Here is a 26,799-nt window from a genome sequence, read left to right on the forward strand (position 1 = left end):
ATGGTGGTGGTGCTGTTTATTGTGTAGGCGATTATGGTTCTGTGGTTAATTGTAGTTTTTTCAGGTTTTTTTTATACTTGGCTGATATATTTAAAAAACATGTCCTCATAAATAATTTAATCTTGTTATTTATTAATATAATTATATATTAACATAGTAAAGTTCATATATTTTATAAATTATATATTTTATATATTATAAAAAAAATCTTAATAAAAGGAGATATTATGGAGATAAGATATAAAAATTTATTAAAAGTTTTTACTATTTTTCTTGTTTTACTCATCAGTTGCGGATTTGCCTCAGCAGTCAGTGATTTAGATGAAGGTAATTCTGCAAATATTGTTGATAATGGTGATTTATCATTATCTGACAATATGATGAGTGAATCTGCAGATAATTGTAAAAATTTGGAAACTATTGAGGAGTCTCATACTTTCAGTGAAAAAAACACTGTTAAAGACGTTTCATATGGACTTTCAACACCTATAGATGGAAATACTTTTGAAGATATCCAAACTGCTATTGATAATGCTGCTGATGGAGATATTATTGAACTTAATGGTACTTATTTTGGAAACGGGTCTGATATAAAAATTACAAAAGATTTAACAATCAGCGGAAATCTTGAAACAATATTGGATGCTAAAAACAAATCAGGTATTTTTTATGTTAACTCAAATAACGTAACTTTACAAAACTTAAAATTTTATAATTCAATAGTTCCTGAATATGGAAGTGCGGTTCATTTTTTAAGTAATGGTTCTGTGATTAATTGTACTTTTATAAATAATACTGCTGGTGGAGTTTATGGTACTATTGATTACTTTTGGTCTACTGGAGGTGTAGTATATTTGGCCAAGGGCAATGGCTCTGTGATTAATTGTACTTTTATAAATAATACTGCTAATGCAGATGGCGGTGCAATTTATTGTGGAGTTGATGGCGGGTCTGTGATTAATTGTACATTTATTAATAATACTGCAAAAGAGTTAGGGGGTGCCATCTATATTGGCGGCGGTCATGACGGTGGCGCTCATTATTCAAATGTTTATGATTGCTATGTAGATAATTGCGTATTTATTAACAATACTGCTGGTGAAGGTGCTGGGATTTATTATGGCGGAGGCGGTTTAATATTTAATTGTACTTTTATTAATAACACTGCTCGTTTTGGAGATTCAATTCTAGTAAATAATATGTATTATCCTAACACTGTGTCTGATATGAAAACTCTTACTATTAAGGAATGTGATTTTAAGAGTAATAAAGAGGGTTGGGGATATGTAGTAGTTAATTATAAAGCATACAAAAACACTATCTGTGGACTTTGTGAAATTATTGATTCAAATTTCTCTAATGAACAAGCAGAAGATTATATAAATATTTATAATCAAGGAAATATTTATTTGTCTGGAAACAAGATTTCATCTAATTACGCTACAATATCTAATGATTTAATAGCTTATGGTAATAATGCAAATATTACCTCACAAACAAGCCTTGTAATTTTGGATAATACTACTAAAAGTGTAGAAAAATATTCTCCATTTGATGTTTATGCAGTTCTTGTAGATGATCAAGGAAATTATATTCGTGATGAAAACATTAGTTTATTTATTGGTTCTAAGAATGTAACTGGCGTATTTGATAATGTAAACTTATTCAAATATCATTTAAATGATTTAAGTTCATTAAATTATAGAACTCTTGTTTCAGGCAATTATGATGGAGCAAAAGATTTGGTTGTTAAAACAGGCGTTTTACAGTTAGATGTAGAGGTCGATATTGACTTGGATTATGAGGATGATAATGTTATTATAAAACTTAAAGATTCTGAAGGAAATCCTATTTCCGGAGAGTCTGTTTCACTTTTAATAGATAATAATACTAGCTCTGTGAAAACTGACTCAAATGGTGAAGCTAAAGTTCCAGTTAATGAAATATCTATGGTCAAGGCAATTTTCACTGATGGTTTTGGAGTTAATGTCAGTTCCTATTTAGTGGTAAAAGCAGTTGAAAAGGTAAAACTTGTTCCAACTTTTGCCAATGCAAAAATTTCATTAGATGTTGAAGATAATTGCAGTGCTGTTATTGTCACTTTGAAAGATTTATCCGGCAACCCTATCAGTTCTGCAAAACTTGATGCACTTGTTAATGGTGCTGGCAAAACTTTAATCACCAACGCTTCAGGTCAGGCAAAAATTGATATTGAAGGTAACGCTACAGTGGAAGTGACTTATATTGATGCAGAGAATGCTAATGCAACAGTATCAAGCAGCCTTACTGTAATAAAGAATGTTGACTCAGTTCCGGTTATTCCAAATAGGACAGCCACTAATATCATTTGTAAAGATATGAATACAACTGCAGTAGCCAAACCGGATGGAAGAATAGGAAAATACTTCGAGGTCACTTTAGTTGATGTAAATGGCAAGGCATTAGCTAATAAATCAGTTAATATAGGATTCAATGGAGCAGTTTATAATCTTACAACAAATGAAACCGGGGGCGCAAAACTTCAAATCAACCTTGGATACGAAGGCAAATACACCTTTGCAATAGCATTCCTAGGTGACGACAACTATACTGGATCTTTTAAAGTGGCCCTTATTTCAGTAAGTAAACACAGTCCAAAACTTTCAGCACCTGCAAAAACATATAAGGCAAATGCAAAAACTAAAACAATTACCGCTACATTCAAAACATCAAATGGAAATGCAATCAGCGGCAAGAAAATAAGTTTCAACATTAATGGAAAAACTTATAGCGGAACTACAAACTCAAAAGGAGTCGCCAGTGTGAAGATAAGTTTAAACAAGAAAGGAACTTATAGTTGCACTGCCAAATATGCAGGAGATGGAATGTATAAAGCAACAAGCACTAAATTCAATGTAAAAATAGTATAAGAACACTAAATTGCTGTTCTTCTACTTTTTTTATTATTTTTGGATTTCAATTGTTTTTTTTTTAATTGGTTTATTGATCAATATTTTTTCAACATAATTTTTTTCTATTTTTATAATTTAACCTTATTCTTCTATTTTTTTAAGTTATAAAATGTAAGTTAAAAACATTTTTTTTGAAAAATCTTTCTTTTTTTAAAAATAAGAATTATTAGAACTTTTTTTAGGTTTTTTTTTATACTTGGCTGATATAATCTAAGAAAAAACATATACTCAATAATAATTTAATCTTGTTATTTTATTAATATAATTATATATTAACATAGTAAAGTTCATATATTTTATAAATTATATGTCTTTATATATAATAAAAGAAAATCTTAATAAAAGAAAATCTTAATAAAAGAAAATCTTAATAAAAGGAGATATTATGAAGATAAGATATAAAAATTTATTAAAAGTTTTTACTATTTTTCTTGTTTTACTCATCAGTTGCGGATTTGCCTCAGCAGTCAGTGATTTAGATGAAGGTAATTCTGCAAATATTGTTGATAATGGTGATTTATCATTATCTGACAATATGATGAGTGATTCTGCAAATAATTGTAAAAATTTGGAAACTATTGAGGAGTCTCATACATTTAGTGAGAAAAGCACTGTTAAAGACGTTTCATATGGACTTTCAACACCTATAGATGGAAATACTTTTGAGGATATCCAAATAGCCATTGATGATGCTCAAGATGGGGACACAATCCAACTAAACGGCACTTATCTTGGAAATGGAAGCCCAATAATTTTTTCAAAAAACTTAACTATTGGAGGTAGCGGCGAAACAATTTTGGATGCTAATGGATTATCTGGCATTATCAATTCGTCTTCTGAAAAAATTGTCTTGAAAGATTTAACATTTGTTAATGGGTCTGGATTCACAGTTGATTTGAGGGAGAATAATGGTGATAATTTAAAATATTGCTCAATAATTAATTGTTCCTTTGAAAAGTGTTATGGGGATAAAAATTCTGCCGTTATCTGTTTAAATGGATCTGGAATAATCTTAGATTGTGATTTTCACTATACTAATTGCACTATAAATATTATGGGTTCTGAGGATGTTTCCATTTTAAACTCTTCTTTTAATTATACTGGCGGATATGCTATCCATTCTAATTCAAGCACCATTGTTAAAGCATGTGATTTTTATTTCAATAGTTTCTTTGAAACATATTATGAGAATACTAATAAAGTGTACAATGGCAATATTGTTGACTTATGTAAGAATTCATCAATCAGTGATTGTATGTTCAAAGGCACATATTATGAAACAATTATTGATTCCCTAGTTGATTCCAATACTTATCAATTCAGCACACTCCATGTCTGTGATGAAGTTGATGTTATAAATTGTACTTTCATTAGATCTATAACAGAATTTTCTGGTTCTGCCATTTACCATTTTGGAAACGGATCTATAATCAATTGTACGTTCATTAACAATTCTGCTGGAGGAAGCCATGGAACTCCTTCTTACCTTTATACACAGGATGGCGTTGTATATATAGGTTCTGATGATTGTTTAGTTCTTAATTGTACTTTTATAAATTGTCATTCCAATACATTCGGAGGTGCTTTATATATTAATGCAAGAAATTGCTATGTTATAAATTCCACTTTCATTAAAAATAGTGCTTATGAAGGGGGTGCGATTTATCTTGCTCAAGGGGATTGTTATGTAATAAATCCTGTTTTTTCTAATAATAAGGCCAATCATTCACTTTATAATGATATTAACGATTTAAATGCTGTTTCATATGAAAATGACACCTCTGATGATAATCAGACTGAAAAGATTATTAACCCTTCAATTGAATTAGATTATTTGGATGATAATCTTATTATAATTTTCAAGGATATTGAAGGAAAAGCAATTTCTGGAGAGTCTGTTTCACTTATAATAAATAATAAGACTATTTCTGTGATAACTGATTCAAATGGAGAAGCTAAAGTTCCACTTAATGAGACTTCTATGGTTAAGGCATTCTATGTAGATGCCAATGGTTTGAATGTTAGCTCTTCCATGATGATTAAAATAGTCGAGAAAACTAATTATATTCCTATAAAAAGAAATTCAAGTTTTATTGATTGTAAGAATATGACTACCTCTGCAATAACTAACAGTAAAATTAGGGATGGGGAATATTTCGTTGTAAGCCTAAAGGATGCAAATGGAAAGCCATTATCAAATAAGCCAATCCAAATAGGATTCAATGGAAAAGCATATGACAGAACCACTAATGAAAACGGCTCTGCAAGACTTCAGATAAACCTTGCTTATGTTGGCACTTACACATTTGCAGTCTGTTTTTTAGGTGATGATTACTACAATGGATCATTTGTAGTGGCAAAAATTGATGTAAATGCACAAAAAGCCAGCTTAAATGCACCTTCCAAAACTTATAAGGCATCAACAAAGACAAAAGCATTAACAGCAACATTGAAAGATGCAAAAGGAAGATTGGTCAGCGGAAAGTCAATAAGCTTCACAATAAATGGAAAAAGCTATGTCGCAAAGACCAATACCAATGGAGTAGCCACAGTAAAGGTAAGTCTAAGCAAAAAAGGAACTTATAATTTCACTGCCAAGTTGGACAATGATAAAACATTCAAGACAACTGCATCAAGTGGAAAATTAGTAATAAAATAAATTATTCTTCTAGATAGACTTTTAGTCAAAATCTAGATTTTTTAATTTTTTTTTTAAAATTGATTCTTTAAATTAATCTTTATTTTTTCATTTCTTTTTTATTTCTTTTTTATTTCTTTTTTATTTCTTTTTTATTTTCATATTAATTTTCACTTGTATGGTTTCTTTTCGTAATTTTAATATTTTCTTCTTTTTTTAATATTTCTCTCCACAATTAAAAGTTATCTATTTATACTCTTAAAAATAGATATTATTATTAATAGACAAGTTTAATTTTTTTATAAATTATTTTTAATAATTCTAATTTATCTAATCAACTTTTAGGGGATAATAATTTGGGCTTTAGATTTTCAGTTGTAATGGCAGCTTACAATAGCGGAGCATATATCCAAGAGACTCTAGACTCACTAATCAATCAAAGCCTTGACTTTAAGGAAAACATCCAAGTTATTATCGTAAATGATGCAAGCAGTGACAATACAGAGTCTGTATGCCAAGAGTACATCAAAAACTATCCTAATAACATCATACTAATCAACAACAGAATCAACTGCGGCCCTGCCCATACAAGAAATGTGGGCCTCCATTATGCAGAAGGGGAGATAATCAACTTTTTAGACAGTGATGACTACATATCAAAGAAGACCTTTGAACGTGTAGATTCCTTCTTTGAAGACTTTGTTCATGTGGACATGGCATCAATCCCAATCAAGTTTGTAGGGTCCAAGCGTGGAGACCATCCATTAAACTATAAATATAAGGGCACAGGGGTCATAAATCTCCTAAATAATCCTGATGCCATACAGCTATCCTCTGCATCAGCATTCTTCAGAAGCGACATTCTTAAAGCTAGCCTTTTCAATCATTCCAGGTCTCGCTACGATGGATCTGTCTCTGTTGTTTACAATGACAACAGTCCTGTTTCAGATTCAATTCCTATGATATTCAATGAAAACCTATCAGTCTCTGAAGATGCTCTTCTAATCAATCAGATGCTCCTTAGAAACCCTCTTCTTGGAATACTCTCAAACTGCACTTATTTTTATAGGAAGAAAGCAACTGATAACACTTCCCTAATCTCTGATTCCGCCAATCACAGGTCTTACTTTACATCCAGAGTAAATAACTATATGATAAGGCTTATTAACGATTCCCTTGACCTTTATGGAAAGGTTCCAGAATTCATTCAATATGTGGTAATGTATGACCTTCAATGGATCATGGAGATAAGGCAGGTGGATCACCTATTGGACCTAGAAGACCTTACTCACCTTTATGACAAGCTAATCTCCATTCTATTCTATATTGGAGACAAGGTGATATTCAATCAAAGGTCCATCCCATCTATCCTAAAGTCACATATCCTTCTTCTCAAGTATTTCGGATGGGGATATCTTGATGATAAGACATTTAATTTTAAACAGATTGATAAAAAGTATTATGATGAGCATGGTAACCTCATACCATATATTGAAAAAGACCAACTATCTTTCATTATTCAAAAGTTGGAGTTAAATAAAATATATCTTGACATAGTTGATATTAAAAATATTAAGTCTAAAATTAATTTAAATAATAACAATAATGGCACTCCAGATGATGATAAAAAGGATGATGGAAAGAATAGTCATGATTTCTATCTTTCTTCTCAAGATGATGAAGACAGACAGGAGCTATATCTCTCTGGAATGATTACAAGCTTTTTCAACAGCGACTTCGACATCTATGCTATCGTAAGCGAAAAGGACAAGAGCAGCTCCCATATTCTTGAAAAGGAAATCAAGGTCAAAAAGATAAGCTATCCTCAGCGGGACAACCTTTCCCTTAACTTCAACTATGGATATAACCAATGCTTTGAGGTTAGGATACCCTTGAGCGAAAAGACAAGTAGAATTTCCTTCCGCATGGGCTTTAAGAGCCTGAATGAGGTCTGCAATTCCCTAGGCATTGAGACTCTCAGCGAGGATTCATTTGACTATATAAATCATCATGACCTTGCATTTTCCGGAGACCTTCTTATAGACTATAATCACACTTCACGCCTATCTCAGGTGTCCAACTATAAGATATCCAAGGATTATCTTATCCTGGACAACGGAAATCATATGATAGTTAGAAAAAGAAGCCTCCTAACTACTATAAAGTATGAATTGGTCACCTTTGCCTCTATCCTTGGTGAACGAGAGGAGGGCTGGAGAACCGGAATCCTTCTTAGGGCTCTTTACTTTATTCTTTATCCTTTCTATCGCAATAAGCGCATCTGGATATTTATGGATCTTCCATATACTGCCGATGACAACGGTCTTCAATTGTTCAAGTCTGTTCGGAATATGGACAAGCTTAAGTTGGAGGACTATAATAAGCTTTTGGACTTGGATGAAAGCCTTCTTTCACGTGAGAGGCATCCATACAAATACGAATTGTTTGAAGGCAAGGACATAGGTTTGGTAGGGCTTATAAAAAACGTATTTAGTTCTATAAAGAATGTATTCTCTAGGGATTCTGATGATGATGAAAATGGAAAGGTCAAGTTCATCAAGGGGGGCTCTTTAGGTTTGGATGATAAGTATGATGAGCTTGAGGATAATGGAGATTATTCAGATTACTTGAATGAGCACTTTGGATTTGCCGATGTGAATGAGGACTATTTGGACAACCAGGACATTCAAGTGGAAGGCTCTAGCTTTGAGGATGACATTGAGCATAGCTCCAAGTTCAGAAGGAATGTCTATGGAAAGGCCGGATTTGTTAAGTCATTCGATGCCAAAGTGGATGCAAAGTATAATGATTCTCTGAATAGCCTTGAGAATAGGTTTGATAAGAGAGTCAGCAATATAAAGACAAGAACAAGAAATGCAGATGTCAGGGAGAAAGTTGGCTTGTCTAGAGATAGGGATGACAATTTCTCCAAGGGATTTAGCCCGATTGACTTTATTTATGGCTTTGACTTGTCTAAGTTCCTAAGCGAAAACAGCTTTGTATATCTTGTGAATTATATATTGTATCGCATCTCTAAGCTGCTTTTAAGACCTAGAAAGATCAAGAGGATTGACAATAGAAAAATCAAGAAGTACTTTACTTTGGAGCAGTCTACAAGCCATTTTAATAATGTTCGCCATATGGAAAACCAGTATATTGCAAGTTCCAATAGGGATAAGCTTCGTAAATTGCTTGCCCGTGAAAAGCAGAGCAATGAGTATAATGCTCTTAAAAAGATAGGTCCTGTACTTGCCTATAAGTCATTGAAGCATAGGATCTATGCATTATATGCTGAGGTGATTGTCTCATCTCATCCTGATAACAATCTTATCTATCCATTCTATGGTAATTTCCCGCATGTGGCGGGCCTTGTTAAGGCTAAGACTGTGTTCCTTCAGCATGGAGTTACAAAGGATGATGTTTCATTCTGGCTGAATCGCTTTGACAAGAACCTTGACATGATCGTTACTGTATCTGATTTGGAAAGGGATTCATTCTTCCCACGTTTTGATGGTGATGGTGAGTATATTAGTTCTTATTATGGCTATGATAAAGAGACTGTCCAAGTACTTGGATTTCCTAGATTCGACTATCTTGAGAGTTTAGAGGATAAAAAAGAGATAGTGATCATGCCAACTTGGAGAAGGCAGTTGCATAACCTTAAAAAGGAAGAGTTTGTAAACACCAATTTCTTTAGGACATTCAATGCCCTTATAAATGATAAGGTATTGTTGGATTATTTGGATTCTCATGGATATAAGCTTGTATTTAAGCCACATCCTAACTTAAATAAGTATATTGGTCTTTTTGATAAGGATTCAAGGGTCGAATTTGACTTGAATGACTTGAATTTTGCTGAAAACAGTAAGGATGGGACTGCCAAATATGGATCTCGAAGATATGCAGATATATTCAATCATTCCTCTTTGATTGTTACAGACTTTTCTTCCGTTTCCTTTGACTTCGCCTATCTTAAGAAGCCTATCATTTATTATCATTATGATAATGACTATCACTTTGACAGCGAGAATGGCTACTTTAATTATGAGTCTATGGGCTTTGGTCCAGTCATAAAAAGTCATAAGGAGTTGGTTATGAGCATTATTGGCTCTATTGAGTCTGGATGCACAATGGATGAGCTTTATAAGGGTCGTGTTGATAAGTTCTTTAAGTATCATGATAGGGACAATTCAAGACGTGTTTATAAGGCCATATTGGAGATGGATAAGTATTATTAGTTATTTTATTCATGAAAGAAGTTTTATTTAATTTATTATTATTTTATTAACTTATTTAATCAGTTTTAGTTCATTAATAGGTTTTAGTTTATTTAATCAGTTTTAGTTCATTAATCGGTTTTAGTTTATTTAATCATTTTTAATTCAATTTAATAAGAATAATTAGTATTTGGAGTTGTTAAAATTTATTTCAAGCATAGAGTATATGGATTCATATTTAATCTATTTAGGATTTTTCCACTAAAAAAGAATAGAGTCTCATTTATCACTACCAAAAACGCTTCTTTTGAGAGCAACTTGCGTTATATCGCAGATGAGCTTAAAGGTCGCAAGACTTCAGATGGAAAGCCCTATGAATTTGAATTCATTCCAAAGGATGAGTTTTCATTGTCTAATATGAAGAAATTAGCCACCTCCAAGTACATTTTTCTAACTGACAACTTCTTTGCACTTGCCTTCATGAGATTCAATAAGAAGACAAAGCTCATTCAGCTATGGCATGGAACTGGAATATTCAAGAAATTCGGCTATGACCTTCTTGAGGATGAACAGAAGAAGACCATGCTTAAGTTTTCAAACAAGATCACCAATCTTATGGTCAGCTCACACAATGTGATTGACATTTATGCCCGCAATTTTGCAATAGATAAGTCTAAGGTTCTTCCTTTAGGGATTCCTCGAAATGACTATTACTCTCCAGAGCATCTGGATGAGGACTATGTAAGACAATTGAGGGGCGAGTTTGAACAGAGGTATCCTAATCTTAGGGGTAAAAAGATAGTCCTATATGCTCCCACATTTAGGGAAGACCCTAAATACAATGCTGTGTTTAATTATTTTGACATTGAAAAGTTCATTGATGAGCTCGGGGATGATTATATATTATGCATCAAGCTTCATCCAAACTACAATAAGTTTGCAGATAGTGCTAATAGGATTGACCTTGATGAGCTCACTGACACTTATAACATAGTTAACTTTACAGAATATAAGGATGAGCAGAAGCTTTTCTTAATCTCTAACATTCTTATTACAGACTATTCCTCTGTTATGGTTGAGTATACTCTTCTTAATAGGCCAATCATTCTCTTTGCATATGACTTGGACAATTATCTTGAAAATGAGAGAGGATTCTATTTCGATTACAGAAAGGAAGTTCCGGGCAGAATTGTAAAGGATACAGATGAGTTGGTTAGGGTAATCAGAGAGAAGGATTTTAATCTATCTAACTTGAAGGAGTTTGCAGAGTTTCAGTTTGATTATTTTGATGCATATAGCAGCAAACGTATTTTGGATTATGTTTTGGAGGAATAATTCGTTTAAACTGGATTAAAATGGATAAATTAATTTTAATTTTTAATTCAGTAGTCTTAATGCTCTAGACTCTTTTAAACACAATTTATACTTTTTTTAAGGTTTTTAATCACCGCTAGTTTTTATGCTTATTTAAGCATATTTTATATTTTTTCAACCTTGAAAGATAAATATATTAATTATTATAATAAATATAAAATTAGAGATTATTTTTATAGCTTGGATTCGAATCATAATTTTGGATTCGGCTATTTTTTATTTTTATAAAAATTAATTTAAGAGGTTTAAAATATTTTTTTAAATTTTTAATTCTAGTGGCTTAAGAGGAATTCTTTTGAGTCATTAAGTCTTAAATTATTGTTATAACTTTTTTCACAAATAAGAAGGTTTTATATGGTTAGAAAGAAAGCAAGACGTCGAAAACGGCAAGAGGAAGATCCTATGGCTGGAACTACAAACCTTGTGGATGCAATGCTTGTTCTTGCATTGGGATTTCTCATCTTTGCAGTTATCGGCTGGAACTTACAAAGCGTTATATTCAGTGATATGGACCCTCAGGAGCGACAGGCCACTATGGAGTCAATTAATCAAATCACTAATGTAACTCAAGGAGAACAGTTAAACAGTACTCCAGACACATCAAACCAGTCTGGAGAAGGTTATGTAGAACAAGGTAAAGTTTATAAGGATTCGAAAACGGGTAATCTGATTATGGTTGAAACTTAAACTTTTTAAAACCATGTCTTTAAATATTACTTTCAACTTTCTAAATTAATGTGATAATATGGAACTGATATTCAGCGTATTTGCAGTAATAAGCTTGGCAGCTATCCTGCTTCTAGGGATAGAGCTAGGATTATTATCAAAATTCTTTAATCTTTCATTAAAGAAGCATTTGATTCTTGTACTTGCTTATTCTATCATAATATTTGCAGTCATTGTGATTCTCTCTCCATCTTATGAGGCAGTCCTTAATTCAACATTCTATAGCTTCTATTATTATATAATAATGGGCTTTGTATGTCTTGCCCTTGGGCTTTTGACCCTTTTCTATTGGAGCAAGATGGAGTGGTATCCTCCTGCATTGAAATGTCTGCTGTATTTTGATTTTGTTCCTATTTCACTTAGTCTTATGCTGATTTCAACAGCTCTCATGGCTCCAAGCTTTGCATTTAAGGTACAGAACTTCTCTCTTAATCTTACTATGGTCAATTCAGGACTAATTCTGGTGGTTCTAATGGCTATATTGATGGTGATATTCTATCTATTTTCCGATTTTGTTGAGGATTATAGAGTGACTCATTATGCTATTATAATTGGAAGCTTGCTTCTTATATTTGCATTGGCATACTTTGTGCTGGGATTCATTATTCCAAATATGGCTCCAGTATTTGCAAATCCTTCAACAGAGTTGACTTTAATGCCTATTGAGTCAATAGTTGTTATGGTTGTTCTTATAGCATTATTGCTTGGATTGGGGGCCTTATTTAGAAAGAGAACTAATAGATTAGAATGATTTTTAAGATTTTTAATATTTCTTAAATCTGTTATTATTCGTTATTATTCGTTATTATTCGTTATATTCGTTTTTATTCATTTATTATTCATTATTTATTTATATATTAATTTATAGGTGATTATATTGGCAATGACAATTCCTGGTGGTGACTTCTTAACCACTGGACTTAATTTAATTTCACAAAGTCTTTTGATACCGGTAGTTATCATACTATTGGTTTTTGTTGTAGTTGTAGTGATTTCACTTGGAGGGCTTATCTATGAATACACTTCAAGGACAAAGGTATCTGTAGATGACGTGTCCAATCTGATTCTGGAGATTTCCGATTCAGGGTCTGTTGATTCCATGAAGTCTGCAATAGCAAACTCTCCGATTCCTAAGCTTCAAAAGGACATTCTGCTTAAGATAGCAAGCACAGGAAATATGAGCCCTAATACAAGAGAGGCATTTGCCCGTAAGCTCATCGAGAATGAAGAGGGGCTAACTGACAAGTCCCTTGAGATAACTGACATAATTACACGTATCGGCCCTACACTTGGTTTGATGGGTACTCTTATCCCATTAGGTACAGGTCTTGCAGCACTTGGCTCTGGAGACGTCAATACTTTGTCCGAGTCCTTGATTGTTGCATTTGATACAACTGTAGTGGGTATCGGTTCCGGTGCTTTGGCTTATGTTATTTCAAAGCTTAGAAATAGGTGGTATGAGGAATATCTATCTAATTTAGATGTTTTATCTGATGCTGTATTGGATTTTATGGCTAAACATTAGTTGAATTAGTTTTAAACTAATTTAAACTAATTCTTTTTTTTATTAATTATTTATTTTCAAATTTTTATTTAGAGCATAACTTCTTTTTTCATTTATTTTTCAAATTCTCATTTAAAATAACAATCTCTTCTTTAAGTTCCTTATTTAATTGTCTAGATTCTCTTAATTCCTCTTTCATTTCATTCAATTCTCTTTTAAGCTTTTCAACATCATTATTGATTTTATCTATTTTTTCATTTGCATTGTTTAGATTTTTCTTGTTGAAGCTTAAGTCTTCCTTTAGAAGCCGGATATTGTCGTCATTTTCTGTAATGTTAAAGTCCTTTGTGGCGAATACCTTTCTTGCAAAGTAGGAGGTCATTGCTCCTGTTATTGCTGAAAAGATTAGCACTCCGAATATCAATATTAAAATCCCTATTACTTTTCCAATATATGAATTTGGAAGCACGTCTCCATATCCTACAGTTGTGATTGTGGATAGGACAAACCATAGGCTGTCGAATATGCTGTTTATGCTTGGATCAAAGAGGTATATTCCAAGGGTTGATACAAGGATTACAAGAATGGCCAATCCTAAAATCTCATCAAGATGGGTCTTTTTAAGGAATACGTCAATTGTTTCAAAGAATTCCAAAAAGAGTCCGATTATCTTTAGAAACTTGAGAAGATTGAAAATGGTTAAAAAAACAGTAAGATTAGGAGCAAATGGAAGGAAAATCAGGTCAATAGGGATTCCAGCTAATATTTCTGTAGAGTTTCTGATGCTGAAGTGAATCTTATTTTCAGCGGTTTTGAATCTATTATAAAACTCATATATTAAAATAACACATAATATGGTGTCTATGGCTATTATTATATAATATAAATTATTTTCTATCTTAAAAACTAATGTGAATGTTATAAGGATTAAATCAAGCAATAGGTATAGTGACAATCCCATATTGAAGTAATTTGATAGTTTTTGATTCATTATTTCTGCTCCAGAACCTTTGAAATAAAATTACGATTTCCTTTGAAATGCTTTTATTTTTATTTTTTATTTATATTTTTTATTTTGTATAAGAAACTAATTAATCCTTTCTAATTTTTATCATTTTTTATCAATTTGAAATTGGCATGATGTAGAAAAAAATAGCTGATTATTTTACCTTCTCTCCGCCCTTTAAATTTGAATATTGTAAAAAAATATAGAAAAGTTTAAATCTATAAAACAATAATTATTATTAGTTAAAAACTATTTTATAAAAAAATATTATATTTTTTAACTGTTTATTTGTTAAATTTATAAATTTAGATAAATAATTGGGGGTATGAATGTATGCAACGTTCATTATTTGATAAAGTTAAAACATCCTTATGGATGCTTCCATCCTTTTTTGGATTGGTAAACGGCTTGGGATTTATCTATCTCGGACGAAAGAATTCCAACATCAAATGGACCATTGAAGGAATTGTCTATGAAATTCCTTGGTTAATCGCAATCCTAAACATCTTTAACCTTTCAGTTGCAATCACTGCATTTTCTTTAGGATCATTTATGGTTCTTATAAGCATTGTCCGCTCTGTAATGGTTAATTATGAATATCAGAGATTGCTTGATGAGGAATATGTGGTTCGTCCTTCTGTTGAAAGCGGTTCTCATGGTTTGGATAAGCAAATCAAGAATGGTCAATTCAACGAAAAGGAAGCTTCTCCTAAGGAAGAGAAAGTTAAATATAATCCTTATGACTTAAGCGGCATCGACAAGAATTATGATGGGAGAATCAAGTTCGACAAGTATAAGGCTGAAATCAAGGAAATGGAAAAGGAATTCAATGAGAAGAATGATAATGTAAAGGAATTGGTTGAAAAAAGATTCTCCCAATCTGGAATCACTTATGACCGATTCATGTTTATCATAAAGGATTCAGAGGACCTTTTCAATTCCCAGGCAGCCAATGCTTTGGATATGATTGATCTTGCTCCAGAATATACAGAGACAATCGATGCAGAGATAAGAAAGAAAATGGAAACCTTAAGGACAATCATTGAGAAAAATGATGAATTAAGGGATGAGTTGATCATTAATATGACAACTGAGACTGGTTCAGAGATGGAAATCAAGAATCTCTTTGAGGATATGGGACATCTGACCAGTTCCATTAAGCATTATGAATAAATAACAATATTTTGCTTTAGAGAGAATGATTGAATGGTAATATCATTATTGCCATTCGATTAATTTTTTGGTGAAAAAATGACTATGAAAACAGGGAGCGAATTAAAATTCAATGACGATTATGAATATATGACCTTTGATCTTGACCAGGAATTTCTATTGGGGGAATTAGGCCAAGATGAAATAAGGGACAAGATCATAACCGCTCAAGAGATATTGGATAATCATTTGGCCAATCCTTATGAGGCAGGCCAAGAGATTGAAATTGAGAATCCCTTTGAAAAGCCTATTCTAAGAAAGTACATCAAGGTAAATGAGGTGACTGAGGACATGATAGATATAATATATTATCAGGTCCGAAATCATTATGAAGTTTATAAATTTGTTACTTTGACTGACCCGGCTCATAGGGGACGTATTTTAATTCCTAAAGACTGATTTTCATTTCATTTTTTTAATTTTTAATTTTTTAACCTTTTTTTTTAATTTTCAATTTTATTTTTTCAAATTTTATATTTTTCAATTTTTTTTTAAACAATTTTATTATTTTTTAATAATTCTTTTTTTTCAAAAATCTAATCAATAATTTTATTAACACGTGTTAATAAATATAGGAATAAGAAAAAATAACTGTAATTTTTATTATTTGATTGATTTTAATAGGTGTTCTTATGCAATTTGATGAATTGATGGAAAAAGGAGATCAAGCTAGAAAGGATAGGAATTATGAAGAGGCTTTGGATTGGTATCAAAAAGCATTGAAAGAAGATAAAAGACGTAGCGAAGCTTGGAATATGAAAGCAAGTACATTAGGTCTCTTAGGTAGGCCTGATGAGGCTATCGAAGCTTTTGACAAATCCTTGGAGCTTGACTTTAATAACGAACAGACCTGGTTTTTAAAAGGAATGACCTTATTTGCTGTAGACAGGTTCAATGAGGCTGATTCCTGCTTTGATAAGGCTGTAAATTCAGACCCACACAATCCGGTTTATTGGAAGTATAAGGGAATGGTATTAAGCCAGTTAGGTCACAATCATGACGCCTTGGAATGTCTTGACAATGCATTGGAATTGAATCCTGATGATGAGGCTATTCTTGTATTCAGGCATACTGTTGTTGAAGCCATAGAAAAAGAAGATAATTAAGTTCTTTCTTTCTAAAATAAGTTTATATTTCTAAGTTTAGATTATTTTTTCTAAAATTAGTTAATATTTTTTTTATTTAGATTAATTTTTCTAAAATTAGTTAATATTTTTTTTATTTAGATTATTTTTTCTAAAATTAGTTAATATTTTTTTTATTTAGATTATTTTTTCTAAAATTAGTTAATATTTTTTTTATTTAGATTATTTTTTCTAAAATAATGTTATAAGTCAAATTATTGTTTATTCAATAAAATGACTTATTTTTTTTATATTTTTCTATTTTAAACATCTTAAATCTTTTTTTATCAAAATTCTTGTTTTTTACTTTTAAGATTTAAGATTTCTATTTTTTAATGCTCTTTAAGGCAACAATCTGATCTCTCAAGCTGGCGGCCTTCTCGAACTCAAGATTATTAGCAGCCTCTCTCATTTCTGCTTCAAGGTCCTTAATCAATAGCTTAAGTTCATCTTTAGGCATGCCTCTTAAGTCATCTCTTGATGGGGCTCTGTCGGCAAGCTTCTTCTCCTTAAGGGTTCTTTGTGTGGTCTTTGGAGTGATATTATACTTCTCATTGTATGCCATCTGCAGCTTTCTTCTCTTGTTTGTAATGTCCACTGCATTCCTGACTGAATCAGTCATCTCATCAACATACATCAATACCTCTCCGTCTACGTTTCTTGCAGCCCTTCCTATTGTCTGAATAAGGGATGTCTCAGAGCGTAAAAATCCTTCCTTATCTGCATCCAGAATCGCTACAAGGCCTACCTCTGGCAGGTCAAGTCCTTCCCTTAGGAGGTTTACTCCTACAAGGACATCAAACTCTCCCCTTCTTAGGTCGTCTATTATTTCAACCCTTTCCAGGGTATCAATCTCTGAATGAAGGTATCTTACCTTGATTCCAATCTTTGCATAATAGTCGGTCAGGTCTTCGGCCATTCTTTTTGTCAAAGTGGTTACAAGTATTCTTTGGTCATGCTCCACCTTTCGCCTTACTTCTCCTAGGAGGTCTTCAACCTGTCCCTTAACTGGTCTTATTGTTATTTTAGGGTCAACAAGCCCTGTTGGACGGATGATCTGTTCTACCACATTCTTGCTTCTTGATAGCTCATAAGGCCCTGGTGTTGCTGAAACATATAATACCTGGTTTTGGCTTGCTTCAAACTCATCAAATCTAAGTGGCCTGTTTTCCTTTGCTGATGGAAGGCGGAATCCATAGTTTACAAGTGTTTCCTTTCTTGCTCTGTCTCCATTGTACATTCCCCTAATCTGGGGAACGGTTACGTGGGACTCGTCTATTATTGTAAGATAGTCATCTGGGAAGTATTTAAGAAGGGAATAAGGCATGTCTCCCCAGTTTCTCCCTGAAAGGTGCATGGAATAGTTTTCGATTCCTGGACAGTATCCCATCTCCCGAAGCATCTCTAAATCGAATCTTGTCCTTTGCTCAAGCCTTTGAGCTTCAAGATACTTGCCCTCAAGGTTCAGCTCATTGAGCCTTGATTGAAGCTCTGCTTCTATGTCCTTAAGGGCTTGATCCATTCTGTCTGCACCTACTACAAAGTGCTTTGCTGGAAATATTACATACCTATTTATGCTTTCCTCTCTCATCCCAGTCACTGGGTTTATGAGGCTTATTGCATCTATTTCATCTCCGAAGAGCTCGATTCTTATTGGGGGAGTTCCATGAACAGGGTTTATTTCGATAACATCTCCTCTTACCCTAAACTGACCTCTTTCAAATGCAATGTCATTTCTTTCATATTGCATAAAGATCAGCTTTCTAAGTATATCTCCACGGTCGTAGATGTCTCCGACATTTATGGAGAATGCAAACTCCCCATAGTCTTCAGGGGAACCTATTCCGTAGATGCAGGATACGCTGCTTACTACGATGACATCGTCACGAGATAGGAGAGACTGTGTGGCAGAATGCCTCATTATGTCTATGTCCTCGTTTATTGAGGCTTCCTTGTCGATGAAAGTGTCTGTTCTAGGGACATATGCCTCAGGCTGGTAATAGTCGTAGTAGCTGACAAAGTATTCAACTGCATTATCTGGGAAAAAGACCTTGAATTCTTCATAAAGCTGTGCAGCAAGGGTCTTGTTATGTGATATGATAAGAGTTGGCTTCTGTACGTTTTGTATAATGTTTGCCATGGTATAAGTTTTGCCGGAGCCTGTCACTCCTAGCAAGGTCTGTTCGTGGAATCCCTCTTTGATTCCGTTTGATAATGATTCGATAGCTTGTGGCTGGTCTCCAAGAGGCTTATATGGTGATTTCAGTTTGAATTCTTTCAATTTAACACCTGCTATTTTTTTTTTTTTATTTTAATTGCTCATTTTAATTATTTTACTTATAATCTTGATTTAAAAATTTATTCTTCCTATGTAGAGATATGAATTTATAATTTTTTTAGTTTTATAATTTATTCTCCTATTAAAATTTATTCTCCAATATAAATTATCCTTTTAAAATTTTTCAGTATTATTAATATATTTTGGTCTTATATAAATTTAATTTTTTGATTAAAATTTTCATATTTTTTTCTATTTAAATTACTTGATTTTCTAAAATAATCTCAATTTAAATTTATTTTTTGTAAAATGAAATAAAAATTATTATATACTATAAAAACATAATCTAATTTATAATGTAAATTATTTTTACTTATTAAATATTGAGTAAAAGTTAATACTATTCCAATCTTATTAAAATAAGATTTTAATTATTATTTTAAATAACAAATGAATTTTAATAATAATTTTAGAGAATTGATACATTTAAGATAATTGCTAGAAAAATAAAGAGCATTAATCCTTTTATATAATTGCTATATGCGATTATGATTTTGTTAAACAATTATGGTAAATTTTTTAATTTATATTCTTAAAGGAGGATAATTTATTCATGAAATTTAAGAATTCACATATCTTACTCGTTTCATTAATATCCATTTTCCTATTGTTGAGCATAAGCGCAGCTTCTGCAGCTGACTCTGATATTGCAGCGGATGACAGCTCAGTGGATATTGTTGAAATAGAAGATATAAATATAAAAGAAAGCCACTATCTCTGTGATGATGCCTCTACTGGCTCAGAAGATCTAAGTGGTGATGAAAATACAAGTGCATCAGGCACTGATGACGCTACAGGTGGAAATGACACTGATGCTACAGGTGGAGATGACACTGGAAATGCTACAAGTGTAAATGGCACTGAAAATGTTACTGATAGCAATGGTACAAATGCCACTAATGGAACAAATGCAACCAATAATACCAAGTATGACGGTCCTGTAACCAATGCAACCATCATTCCTGTAAGCACTTCTGCTGATTATCAATATGGAAACTTCACATTCAAGGTAGTGGACAATGCAACCGGAGAGCCTTTGGCAAATCAAAAGATATCTGTAAGCGGAGTATATTTCTTTACATTTAATAACGGATCATCCATATCCACTACAAAGGTATTCACTACCAACAGCAACGGTTTGCTTGTCATTGCAAACAAGAACTTAAATAAGAACCTTGACACACTTGGTATGGTATATAATTTCACCGCTCTTGATGTGGGCAAATACGACCTTACCTTCAGCGGAAATGACAGCTTAAAGATTGTTGTCAACAATACCCTCCCAATCACTGTAAATAAGGTCAATGCAGAAATTAAGGCAAGCAACTTCAAAGATGAAGTTGGAACAAGTAAAAAATATACATTTAAGCTTGTAAATAAGAATACAGGTACTGTTATCAAATTAGCCAGCCTCAAGTTCCAAATCAAGTTAAACAGTTCAGGATATACAACCTATAATTCAACAACCAACCTTTCAGGTCAAGTGGGATATAACCTGAACCTTTTGGCCGGCACATATCCTGTTAGAATCGTCAATAATGATTCAAATCTAAAGGCTAGCACTGTAAGCCGCAATGTTACATTGACTAAAAAGGTAGGTGTACTCTCTGCAAGCAACAGAACTATCCTTTACAACTCAGCACCTACTGCAATAATCAAATTGACTGATAAGAAAACAGGCAAGGCAGTTGCAGGAGCAGTCCTCAAGGTCAGAGTATACACAACAAGCAAAAAATATAGCGATTTGGCATTTTACACTGACAATAAAGGACAAGTCAGCTTCAAGGCAGCATTAAGCTTAGGCAAGCACAAGATGATTATCAGCACCTTGGACAATAACTACACTGCAAGCAGCATTACCAGATATGTAACCTTAAAGAAAACCACTGGTAAGATAAGCGCTCCTAAAATCAGCGCTACCTATAAGTCTGGCAAATTGTATACAATTACCTTAAAGAATGCTAAAAACGGCAATGCAATGTATGGATCCACATTGAACATCAGGATCTTTGTTACAAGCAAAAGCTATTACAAATACACTGGCATGACTGACGGAAACGGTAAGGTCAATATCAACACCAGTTCCCTAAAGCCAGGTACTTACAAGGTTTCTGTATCTAGCGGAGATTCAGGATTCACTGCAAAGGCAGCTACAGGTCAAATAAAAATCACTAAGATACCTCTTAAGTTGTCCCCAACTGCATATAAGGAAAAATACAATTCCGGCAAAACCTTCAAGATCAAGGTAACTAATAAGAATACCAATAAGATCATTTCAGGCATAAAGGTAACTGTAAAGGTTTACACTTCAGCCAAGAAATATAAGACATACACTGTAAAGACCACTAATAAGGGTATTGCTTATTTGAAGGTTACTCAAAAGCCAGGAACTTATAAGACTGTAGTAAGTCTTTCTAACGCTTATTACTCAGCAAGTGCAGTAACTTCCAAGATAACTGTAACAAAATAGTTTTTTAAGAGAATTTCATTCTCTTTTTCTTTTTTTTTATTAAAATCAATTTTTGTTCGTATAATTGCTAATTAATTCTATTTTTCTAAAATGAGTTTTTTCTTTTATTTGAATCCTATAAAAAATGTTTTTTTTAAATTTTTAATAATATTATAATTTTTTATTTAAAAATAGTGATTAAAAGATTTTTATTGTTTTTTAAGGCTTATTCATTGTTCTCAAATTCATCAGTATTGATCAAGTCACTATTTAGCAAGACCCTCATTGTATCAATGTCTATCTGTCCAGGGGCTGTAGTGTCATTAGCCACAGCAAATGTGAAAGGGGCATTGAATTTAGATGCAATAACCCTTGTATAACTTCCTAATTCTCCCATTGAAATCGCTACAGTGTCATCAAAGTGAGATAGAATCGCTAGAACAGTAAGAGTGTCTTCTAAGTTATTTGGCATAACGGCTATCTTTGCAATGTCTCCAAGCTCTTTTTCCTGATTTACAATGTCAATCAAAAAGTCCAAATCAGGGGTCTGCTTAAAGTTATGATAGGAAATGATTGTTTTTACTCCAGTTTCTGTAATGGATTCAATAAGCTTTCGGTTTGTCTGAAGTTCAACGTCAACAAAGTCTGCCACATCTGCACATTCTCTTAATATGGCTATCCTGTCCTTATCGGTGCCCTTGAAGAATCCTCCTTCCCTTGTTGTTCTGTTTGTTGCAATTATTGGAAAGTTTATCTCTTCAATAATCTCCCTTACTAGCTTTGGATTAGGATTTTCCATGCCGTCTATTCGTAGTTCAAGAATATCTGCACCTTTTATGATGCAGTCTTGAGCAACAGATATCACATCTTCCTTTTTCTTTTGAAATATTGGAATTGCTATTTTGGTTTCGCTATACACTTTCCTTACCTCAATCAACAATAATAAAATCTTTTATAAAAAGTCTGTATTTAAATATATGTTCTTAATGGTTAAATACTTATAGAATAATTGGAATAATTTAGGATACTTTTAGAATAGTAATAGGATATTTGATTTTGAATAGATATCCTACTTTAATTTTAATTATTCGAATCTAAATTGAATGATTAAATTTAATAAATTTAATAAGCTATAAAAATAAAAATATAATTGATTATTATGAAAGTTGTAGCTATTGGTGCGGATATTTCAAACAATGATGTAAGCGTTTCCAAGTCATTGGTTGAAAATATAGAGAAGGACATTCCTAAACTCATTGATTTAGGAGCTAAAAGGGCAGCATTGACAAATGTCACAGGAGATGATGTGGTAATCTCTGCCTTTTGTGAAGATGATCTTTTAGAAACTGTCAATCGTGGAATTGCAGACATACTAAGGGCAAATGCAGAGAGCTTAGGTGACCTTGCTGGAGTTTCAGATGACCCTAGCAAGGCAGGAGAGGGACTCTCATATGCCGAGGCAAGCTTGAACGATGACGGCTATCAGGATGCAATTATCATGGCCTTTGACACCTATGGTGGAGAAGGCTTTGTAAAGGATGTTGCAAACTCTGCAATTGAGGCTGCAAGTGGCATGAAGTCTGTAATCGACGTTTCAGATAGAATAGGCTCAAGAACAGACATTCCAGGTGTTGGCTATGTGTCTGAAAATGATACAGATGATCCTGTTGTGGTTGTTTCAGTAAAAGACCTAGAACAGATAGCTGTGGTGGCTGGAGCCATGATTGGCGCAGCACTTGGATGCAAGAACACCTATCTTGTAAAGCGGCATACCCCATGCAATGTGCTTCCTGGAAGTGTGCTTGTATCTGTAACTGCATTCATGAATGGAAATATGATTGACCTATCTATACCATTCGAGAACAAAACAAGAATTTTAGGCTAAGTGTTAATTTAATTGATTTTAGCTACAATATTTTTCATAGTTTTTACTTTTATTTTTATTATTTTTAGTCTACTTTTTATTTATTTTTATTAAATTTCTGTGCAATATTTTGTGTTTTTTCACTTTTGTGCTTTTTTGAATATTCATTTTTGTGTTTTTTCACTTTTGTGTTTTATTGTAATGTTTTTTCTGTGTTTATTTGTTTTTGTGTTTTTTCACTTTTGTGTTTTATTGTAATGTTTTTTCTGTGTTTATTTGTTTTTGTGTTTTTTCACTTTTGTGTTTTATTGTAATGTTTTTTCTGTGTTTATTTGTTTTTGTGTTTTTTCACTTTTGTGTTTTTATGAAATTCATTTTTGTGTTGTTATGTTTTCACAACTATTAAATTTTAGAAATTGACTTATGTTTTACAATTTTTTTTCAAAAATAATGATTAACTATTTAATATTTAAAAACTAAATATATAATTGATTAATAACTTTTAAAAATATCAATAGTTATTTTAATTATTAAATCAAAATTATTTAAAAAATACATTTTAAAACTTGTTAGTGATTCATATGATAATTTTAGATGAAAATGTAAAATGTTTAGTTCAAGGAATTACTGGAAAACAAGGTTCATTCCACACTGAACAGATGTTAAAATACAATACAAAAATCGTAGCAGGAGTAACTCCAGGTAAAGGCGGACAAGAGATTCTAGGAGTTCCTGTTTTTGATTCCATTGAGGAAGCTAAGGAAAATACTGATGTGAATGCTTCAATTATCTTTGTGCCAGCGCCATTTGCTAAGGATGCTGCCTTTGAATCAATTGACCATTTGGATCTTGTAATTATAATTACCAGAGCCACATTCCCTATCCATGACACCATGGAAATCATGGCTTATGCAAAGGCTAAGGGAGTGACTGTCATAGGACCTAACACTCCAGGAGTAATCTCTCCTAAAGTGGGCAAGCTTGGAATCATGCCAACCCATATTTTCTCAGAAGGAACTGTTGGTGTCATCTCTAGAAGCGGTACCTTGACCTATGAGATTGCAAGTCAATTGAGCCGTGCAGAAATCGGACAGAGCACTTGTGTAGGAATTGGCGGAGACCCTGTTATCGGTACCCCTTACATTGAAGTCTTGCAGATGTTTGAAGACGATCCTGAAACCACTGAAATAGTCTTAATCGGTGAGATCGGAGGATCTGCTGAAGAGGATGCTGCAGCATACATTAAGGAAAACATTACAAAGCCTGTCGTTGCATACATTGCAGGTATCTCTGCACCTCCTGGAAAGAGGATGGGTCACGCAGGAGCTATCATTGCAGGTAATTCTGGAACTGCTAAAAGTAAAATGGAAGCTTTGGAATCTGCTGGTGTAAAGGTTGCTCGCAAGCCTTCTGAAATCGTAGAATACATTAAGGAAATTCGTGGAGAATAATTTCTCCATTTACTTTTTTTTATTAATTTAGTAATCTGATTAATCGATTAATCCTTATTGAGTAAATTTAATCTTATTTAAACTATAAAAATCTGTTTTTATGCTTATTTATATCTTTTAAGAGTGATATTATGGACAAGGAAGAAATCATTAATAAACTAATGGCTGGTGAAATGAAGCTTTATCAGATTGATAAATTCACAGAAAATGCTACAGAGGCTTTGGATATTAGAAGGGAATTTATAGAAAGACATTCCAATTGTGAGCTTAATCAGATAGCCAATTACACTTTGGATATGGAAAAGGCATTTTCCAAAAACATTGAAAACCCTATAGGAACCGTTCAAGTACCTATTGGAGTTGTCGGCCCATTAAAAATCAATGGGGAACATGCAGATGATGAATTCTTTGTTCCTTTAGCCACATCTGAAGGCGCTTTGCTTGCTTCAGTCAATAGGGGCTGCTCTGCTATTACAGCATCTGGAGGAGTCAATGCAAGAGTGATTGGAGATAAGATGACTAGGGCTCCTGTTATAAAGACAGATTCTGTTGTAGAGGCCGTTAAGGTAAAATCATGGTTTGAGACTAAGTTTGATGAGCTAAAATCCATTGCAGAGTCCACCACAAGCCATGGAAAGCTGGTGAAGATAGATCCTATCATAATCGTTGGAAACTATGTCTATCCTAGATTCGTATACTCTACAGGAGACAGCATGGGAATGAATATGGTTACAATAGCTACAGAAAAGGTTCTCTCTAAGTTATATGATGATTTGGGAGTTCATGCGATTGCATTAAGCGGAAATCTTTGTGTGGATAAGAAGCCTGCTGCAATCAACCTTGTTGAAGGAAGGGGAAAGACTGTAGTTGCAGACATATTGATTCCAGAGGAAATAGTAAAATCCAAGCTTAAGACAACTGCAAAGGCAATGGAAGAGGTAAACATTGCAAAGAACCTGATTGGATCTGCTGCAGCAGGAAGCATGGCTTTCAATGCACACTTTGCTAATATGATTGGTGCAATATTCTTGGCAACTGGTCAGGATGAGGCCCATGTTGTGGAAGGTTCCCTTGGAATAACAACAGCAGAGGACAGGGATGGAGACTTGTATTTTGCTGTAAGCATGCCGGACTTACCTATTGCAACAATTGGCGGTGGAACAAGGCTTGAAACAGCAAGCGAAGGATTAAGCATTATTGATTGTTTAGGTTCAGGCAAGGTCAATAAGTTTGCAGAGATTGTTATTTCAACTGTTCTTGCAGGTGAATTATCTTTAGTTGGAGCTTTAGCAGCTGGACATTTGGCTAAAGCACATCAAGAACTAGGCAGATAGTTGTAAATTATTATATTTGCTTGAATAATTAATTTAATTAATTATTTTTTTATTTTTTTATTTTTTACCTTTAGGCTTTTAGGTTTTTTTTTTAAAAACTTATTCAATCGTTTAAATTTATTTTGTTCTATATTAGTTGATATTATGTCTGATAAGGAGTATATTGATTTTAAAAAGGAATTTAAAGACTTTGCTCAAGATTTGGAAAATAGCAAGCCTATTTTTGATGATGAAGATTTGTCCTTTGATGATTTTGATAATCTCATAGGCAATATTGGAGAAAATAATCTTTCAGATGATTCTATTGACAGATATGGTTCAATAAATGATGATTTAGATAAATTGGATAGTCTTTTTGGAAGCGATTGTCCGGAAATCACTCTTGAAACAGAGAACATGCTAATGAATTTAAGCATTAAAAAGGATTATTCAAAGATTAAAGACTTCAATTTAAGAAAGAAAGAGTTTTTTAAGGATTTAAAGGATTTCATTGATGAATTTGAATCAACTGAAGAATCAGATGAATTGATGAAGTTTTATGATGATTAGTAGAAATTAAACAATTATCCCTTAATTTTCCATTCTTTTTAAAAAACATATATAATTATTTA

18 protein-coding genes are annotated in these 26,799 nt (G+C 32.8%); 15 read left to right on the plus strand and 3 right to left on the minus strand.

The genetic code is table 11. The features are described 5' to 3' along the window. Positions 1 to 227 precede the first annotated feature (227 nt). From MRU_RS05415 to MRU_RS05445, 7 genes are all read left to right on the plus strand, one after another. The gene (locus MRU_RS05415) at positions 228 to 2,909 is read left to right on the plus strand and encodes an Ig-like domain-containing protein (RefSeq protein WP_012955877.1); all 2,682 of its coding nucleotides are present in this window, start codon (positions 228 to 230) and stop codon (positions 2,907 to 2,909) included. Positions 2,910 to 3,336: 427 nt separating this feature from the next. Further along, positions 3,337 to 5,610 carry an Ig-like domain-containing protein gene (locus MRU_RS05420; protein WP_012955878.1) on the plus strand — a complete coding sequence of 758 codons (2,274 nt, stop codon included), beginning with the start codon at positions 3,337 to 3,339 and terminating at the stop codon, positions 5,608 to 5,610. Between the two features lie 335 nt (positions 5,611 to 5,945). After that, on the plus strand, positions 5,946 to 9,827 hold the full coding sequence (locus tag MRU_RS11195; protein ID WP_052292137.1) for a CDP-glycerol glycerophosphotransferase family protein: 3,882 nt from the start codon (positions 5,946 to 5,948) through the stop codon (positions 9,825 to 9,827). Positions 9,828 to 10,040: 213 nt separating this feature from the next. Continuing rightward, complete coding sequence (locus MRU_RS05430) at positions 10,041 to 11,141, plus strand: CDP-glycerol glycerophosphotransferase family protein (RefSeq protein ID WP_338036736.1); 1,101 nt, start codon at positions 10,041 to 10,043, stop codon at positions 11,139 to 11,141. A gap of 393 nt (positions 11,142 to 11,534) precedes the next feature. Next, entirely contained in the window at positions 11,535 to 11,867 is a 333-nt protein-coding gene (locus MRU_RS05435) for a DUF2149 domain-containing protein (protein WP_048812434.1), read from the plus strand. Positions 11,868 to 11,925: 58 nt separating this feature from the next. After that, positions 11,926 to 12,657, plus strand: a complete 732-nt coding sequence (locus tag MRU_RS05440; RefSeq protein ID WP_012955882.1) for a DUF2162 domain-containing protein — start codon at positions 11,926 to 11,928, stop codon at positions 12,655 to 12,657. 132 nt (positions 12,658 to 12,789) lie between these two features. Beyond that, positions 12,790 to 13,431, plus strand: coding sequence for a MotA/TolQ/ExbB proton channel family protein (locus MRU_RS05445; RefSeq protein ID WP_012955883.1), 642 nt, complete (start codon positions 12,790 to 12,792; stop codon positions 13,429 to 13,431). Positions 13,432 to 13,519: 88 nt separating this feature from the next. On the opposite strand, the gene MRU_RS05450 is transcribed toward MRU_RS05445, so the two are convergent. Then, the gene (locus MRU_RS05450; RefSeq protein ID WP_012955884.1) at positions 13,520 to 14,401 is read right to left on the minus strand and encodes a potassium channel family protein; all 882 of its coding nucleotides are present in this window, start codon (positions 14,399 to 14,401) and stop codon (positions 13,520 to 13,522) included. 348 nt (positions 14,402 to 14,749) lie between these two features. Between MRU_RS05450 and MRU_RS05455 the strand changes: the two genes are divergently transcribed. From MRU_RS05455 to MRU_RS05465, 3 genes are all read left to right on the plus strand, one after another. After that, the gene (locus MRU_RS05455; protein WP_012955885.1) at positions 14,750 to 15,589 is read left to right on the plus strand and encodes a hypothetical protein; all 840 of its coding nucleotides are present in this window, start codon (positions 14,750 to 14,752) and stop codon (positions 15,587 to 15,589) included. Positions 15,590 to 15,667: 78 nt separating this feature from the next. After that, the gene (locus MRU_RS05460) at positions 15,668 to 16,027 is read left to right on the plus strand and encodes a hypothetical protein (protein ID WP_012955886.1); all 360 of its coding nucleotides are present in this window, start codon (positions 15,668 to 15,670) and stop codon (positions 16,025 to 16,027) included. A gap of 233 nt (positions 16,028 to 16,260) precedes the next feature. Continuing rightward, positions 16,261 to 16,734: a tetratricopeptide repeat protein gene (locus MRU_RS05465; RefSeq protein WP_012955887.1), complete on the plus strand. Its 474-nt coding sequence runs from the start codon at positions 16,261 to 16,263 to the stop codon at positions 16,732 to 16,734. A gap of 343 nt (positions 16,735 to 17,077) precedes the next feature. On the opposite strand, the gene uvrB is transcribed toward MRU_RS05465, so the two are convergent. Beyond that, positions 17,078 to 19,033, minus strand: a complete 1,956-nt coding sequence (uvrB, locus tag MRU_RS05470) for an excinuclease ABC subunit UvrB (RefSeq protein WP_012955888.1) — start codon at positions 19,031 to 19,033, stop codon at positions 17,078 to 17,080. Between the two features lie 610 nt (positions 19,034 to 19,643). Here uvrB and MRU_RS05475 point away from each other — a divergent pair. Beyond that, positions 19,644 to 21,560, plus strand: coding sequence for a hypothetical protein (locus MRU_RS05475; RefSeq protein WP_012955889.1), 1,917 nt, complete (start codon positions 19,644 to 19,646; stop codon positions 21,558 to 21,560). Positions 21,561 to 21,765: 205 nt separating this feature from the next. On the opposite strand, the gene aroD is transcribed toward MRU_RS05475, so the two are convergent. Next, positions 21,766 to 22,458: a type I 3-dehydroquinate dehydratase gene (aroD, locus tag MRU_RS05480; protein ID WP_012955890.1), complete on the minus strand. Its 693-nt coding sequence runs from the start codon at positions 22,456 to 22,458 to the stop codon at positions 21,766 to 21,768. A 240-nt stretch (positions 22,459 to 22,698) separates the two neighbouring features. Here aroD and MRU_RS05485 point away from each other — a divergent pair, with 240 nt between their 5' ends. The 4 genes from MRU_RS05485 to MRU_RS12065 all read left to right on the plus strand — a co-directional run bounded on the left by MRU_RS05485 (position 22,699) and on the right by MRU_RS12065 (position 26,737). Next, on the plus strand, positions 22,699 to 23,424 hold the full coding sequence (locus MRU_RS05485) for a hypothetical protein (protein ID WP_012955891.1): 726 nt from the start codon (positions 22,699 to 22,701) through the stop codon (positions 23,422 to 23,424). A 560-nt stretch (positions 23,425 to 23,984) separates the two neighbouring features. Further along, positions 23,985 to 24,854: a succinate--CoA ligase subunit alpha gene (sucD, locus tag MRU_RS05490; protein ID WP_012955892.1), complete on the plus strand. Its 870-nt coding sequence runs from the start codon at positions 23,985 to 23,987 to the stop codon at positions 24,852 to 24,854. 131 nt (positions 24,855 to 24,985) lie between these two features. Continuing rightward, entirely contained in the window at positions 24,986 to 26,188 is a 1,203-nt protein-coding gene (hmgA, locus tag MRU_RS05495) for a hydroxymethylglutaryl-CoA reductase (NADPH) (RefSeq protein WP_012955893.1), read from the plus strand. A gap of 144 nt (positions 26,189 to 26,332) precedes the next feature. Then, on the plus strand, positions 26,333 to 26,737 hold the full coding sequence (locus MRU_RS12065) for a hypothetical protein (protein ID WP_012955894.1): 405 nt from the start codon (positions 26,333 to 26,335) through the stop codon (positions 26,735 to 26,737). Positions 26,738 to 26,799: the final 62 nt, after the last annotated feature.

The sequence above is a fragment of the Methanobrevibacter ruminantium M1 genome, from assembly GCF_000024185.1.
In the GTDB taxonomy this organism is placed as follows: Archaea; Methanobacteriota; Methanobacteria; order Methanobacteriales; family Methanobacteriaceae; genus Methanobrevibacter; species Methanobrevibacter ruminantium.

What these genes read in the sequence shown, in the direction of transcription:
- MRU_RS05455 (WP_012955885.1), top strand. Translation starts at nt 14,750, where the DNA reads ATGCAACGTTCATTATTTGATAAAGTTAAAACATCCTTATGGATGCTT.
- MRU_RS05460 (WP_012955886.1), top strand. Translation starts at nt 15,668, where the DNA reads ATGACTATGAAAACAGGGAGCGAATTAAAATTCAATGACGATTATGAA.
- MRU_RS05485 (WP_012955891.1), top strand. Translation starts at nt 22,699, where the DNA reads ATGAAAGTTGTAGCTATTGGTGCGGATATTTCAAACAATGATGTAAGC.
- MRU_RS05440 (WP_012955882.1), top strand. Translation starts at nt 11,926, where the DNA reads ATGGAACTGATATTCAGCGTATTTGCAGTAATAAGCTTGGCAGCTATC.
- MRU_RS05475 (WP_012955889.1), top strand. Translation starts at nt 19,644, where the DNA reads ATGAAATTTAAGAATTCACATATCTTACTCGTTTCATTAATATCCATT.
- MRU_RS12065 (WP_012955894.1), top strand. Translation starts at nt 26,333, where the DNA reads ATGTCTGATAAGGAGTATATTGATTTTAAAAAGGAATTTAAAGACTTT.
- MRU_RS05450 (WP_012955884.1), bottom strand. Translation starts at nt 14,401, where the DNA reads ATGAATCAAAAACTATCAAATTACTTCAATATGGGATTGTCACTATAC.
- MRU_RS05415 (WP_012955877.1), top strand. Translation starts at nt 228, where the DNA reads ATGGAGATAAGATATAAAAATTTATTAAAAGTTTTTACTATTTTTCTT.
- MRU_RS05445 (WP_012955883.1), top strand. Translation starts at nt 12,790, where the DNA reads ATGACAATTCCTGGTGGTGACTTCTTAACCACTGGACTTAATTTAATT.
- MRU_RS05420 (WP_012955878.1), top strand. Translation starts at nt 3,337, where the DNA reads ATGAAGATAAGATATAAAAATTTATTAAAAGTTTTTACTATTTTTCTT.
- MRU_RS05435 (WP_048812434.1), top strand. Translation starts at nt 11,535, where the DNA reads ATGGTTAGAAAGAAAGCAAGACGTCGAAAACGGCAAGAGGAAGATCCT.
- MRU_RS05465 (WP_012955887.1), top strand. Translation starts at nt 16,261, where the DNA reads ATGCAATTTGATGAATTGATGGAAAAAGGAGATCAAGCTAGAAAGGAT.
- hmgA (WP_012955893.1), top strand. Translation starts at nt 24,986, where the DNA reads ATGGACAAGGAAGAAATCATTAATAAACTAATGGCTGGTGAAATGAAG.
- sucD (WP_012955892.1), top strand. Translation starts at nt 23,985, where the DNA reads ATGATAATTTTAGATGAAAATGTAAAATGTTTAGTTCAAGGAATTACT.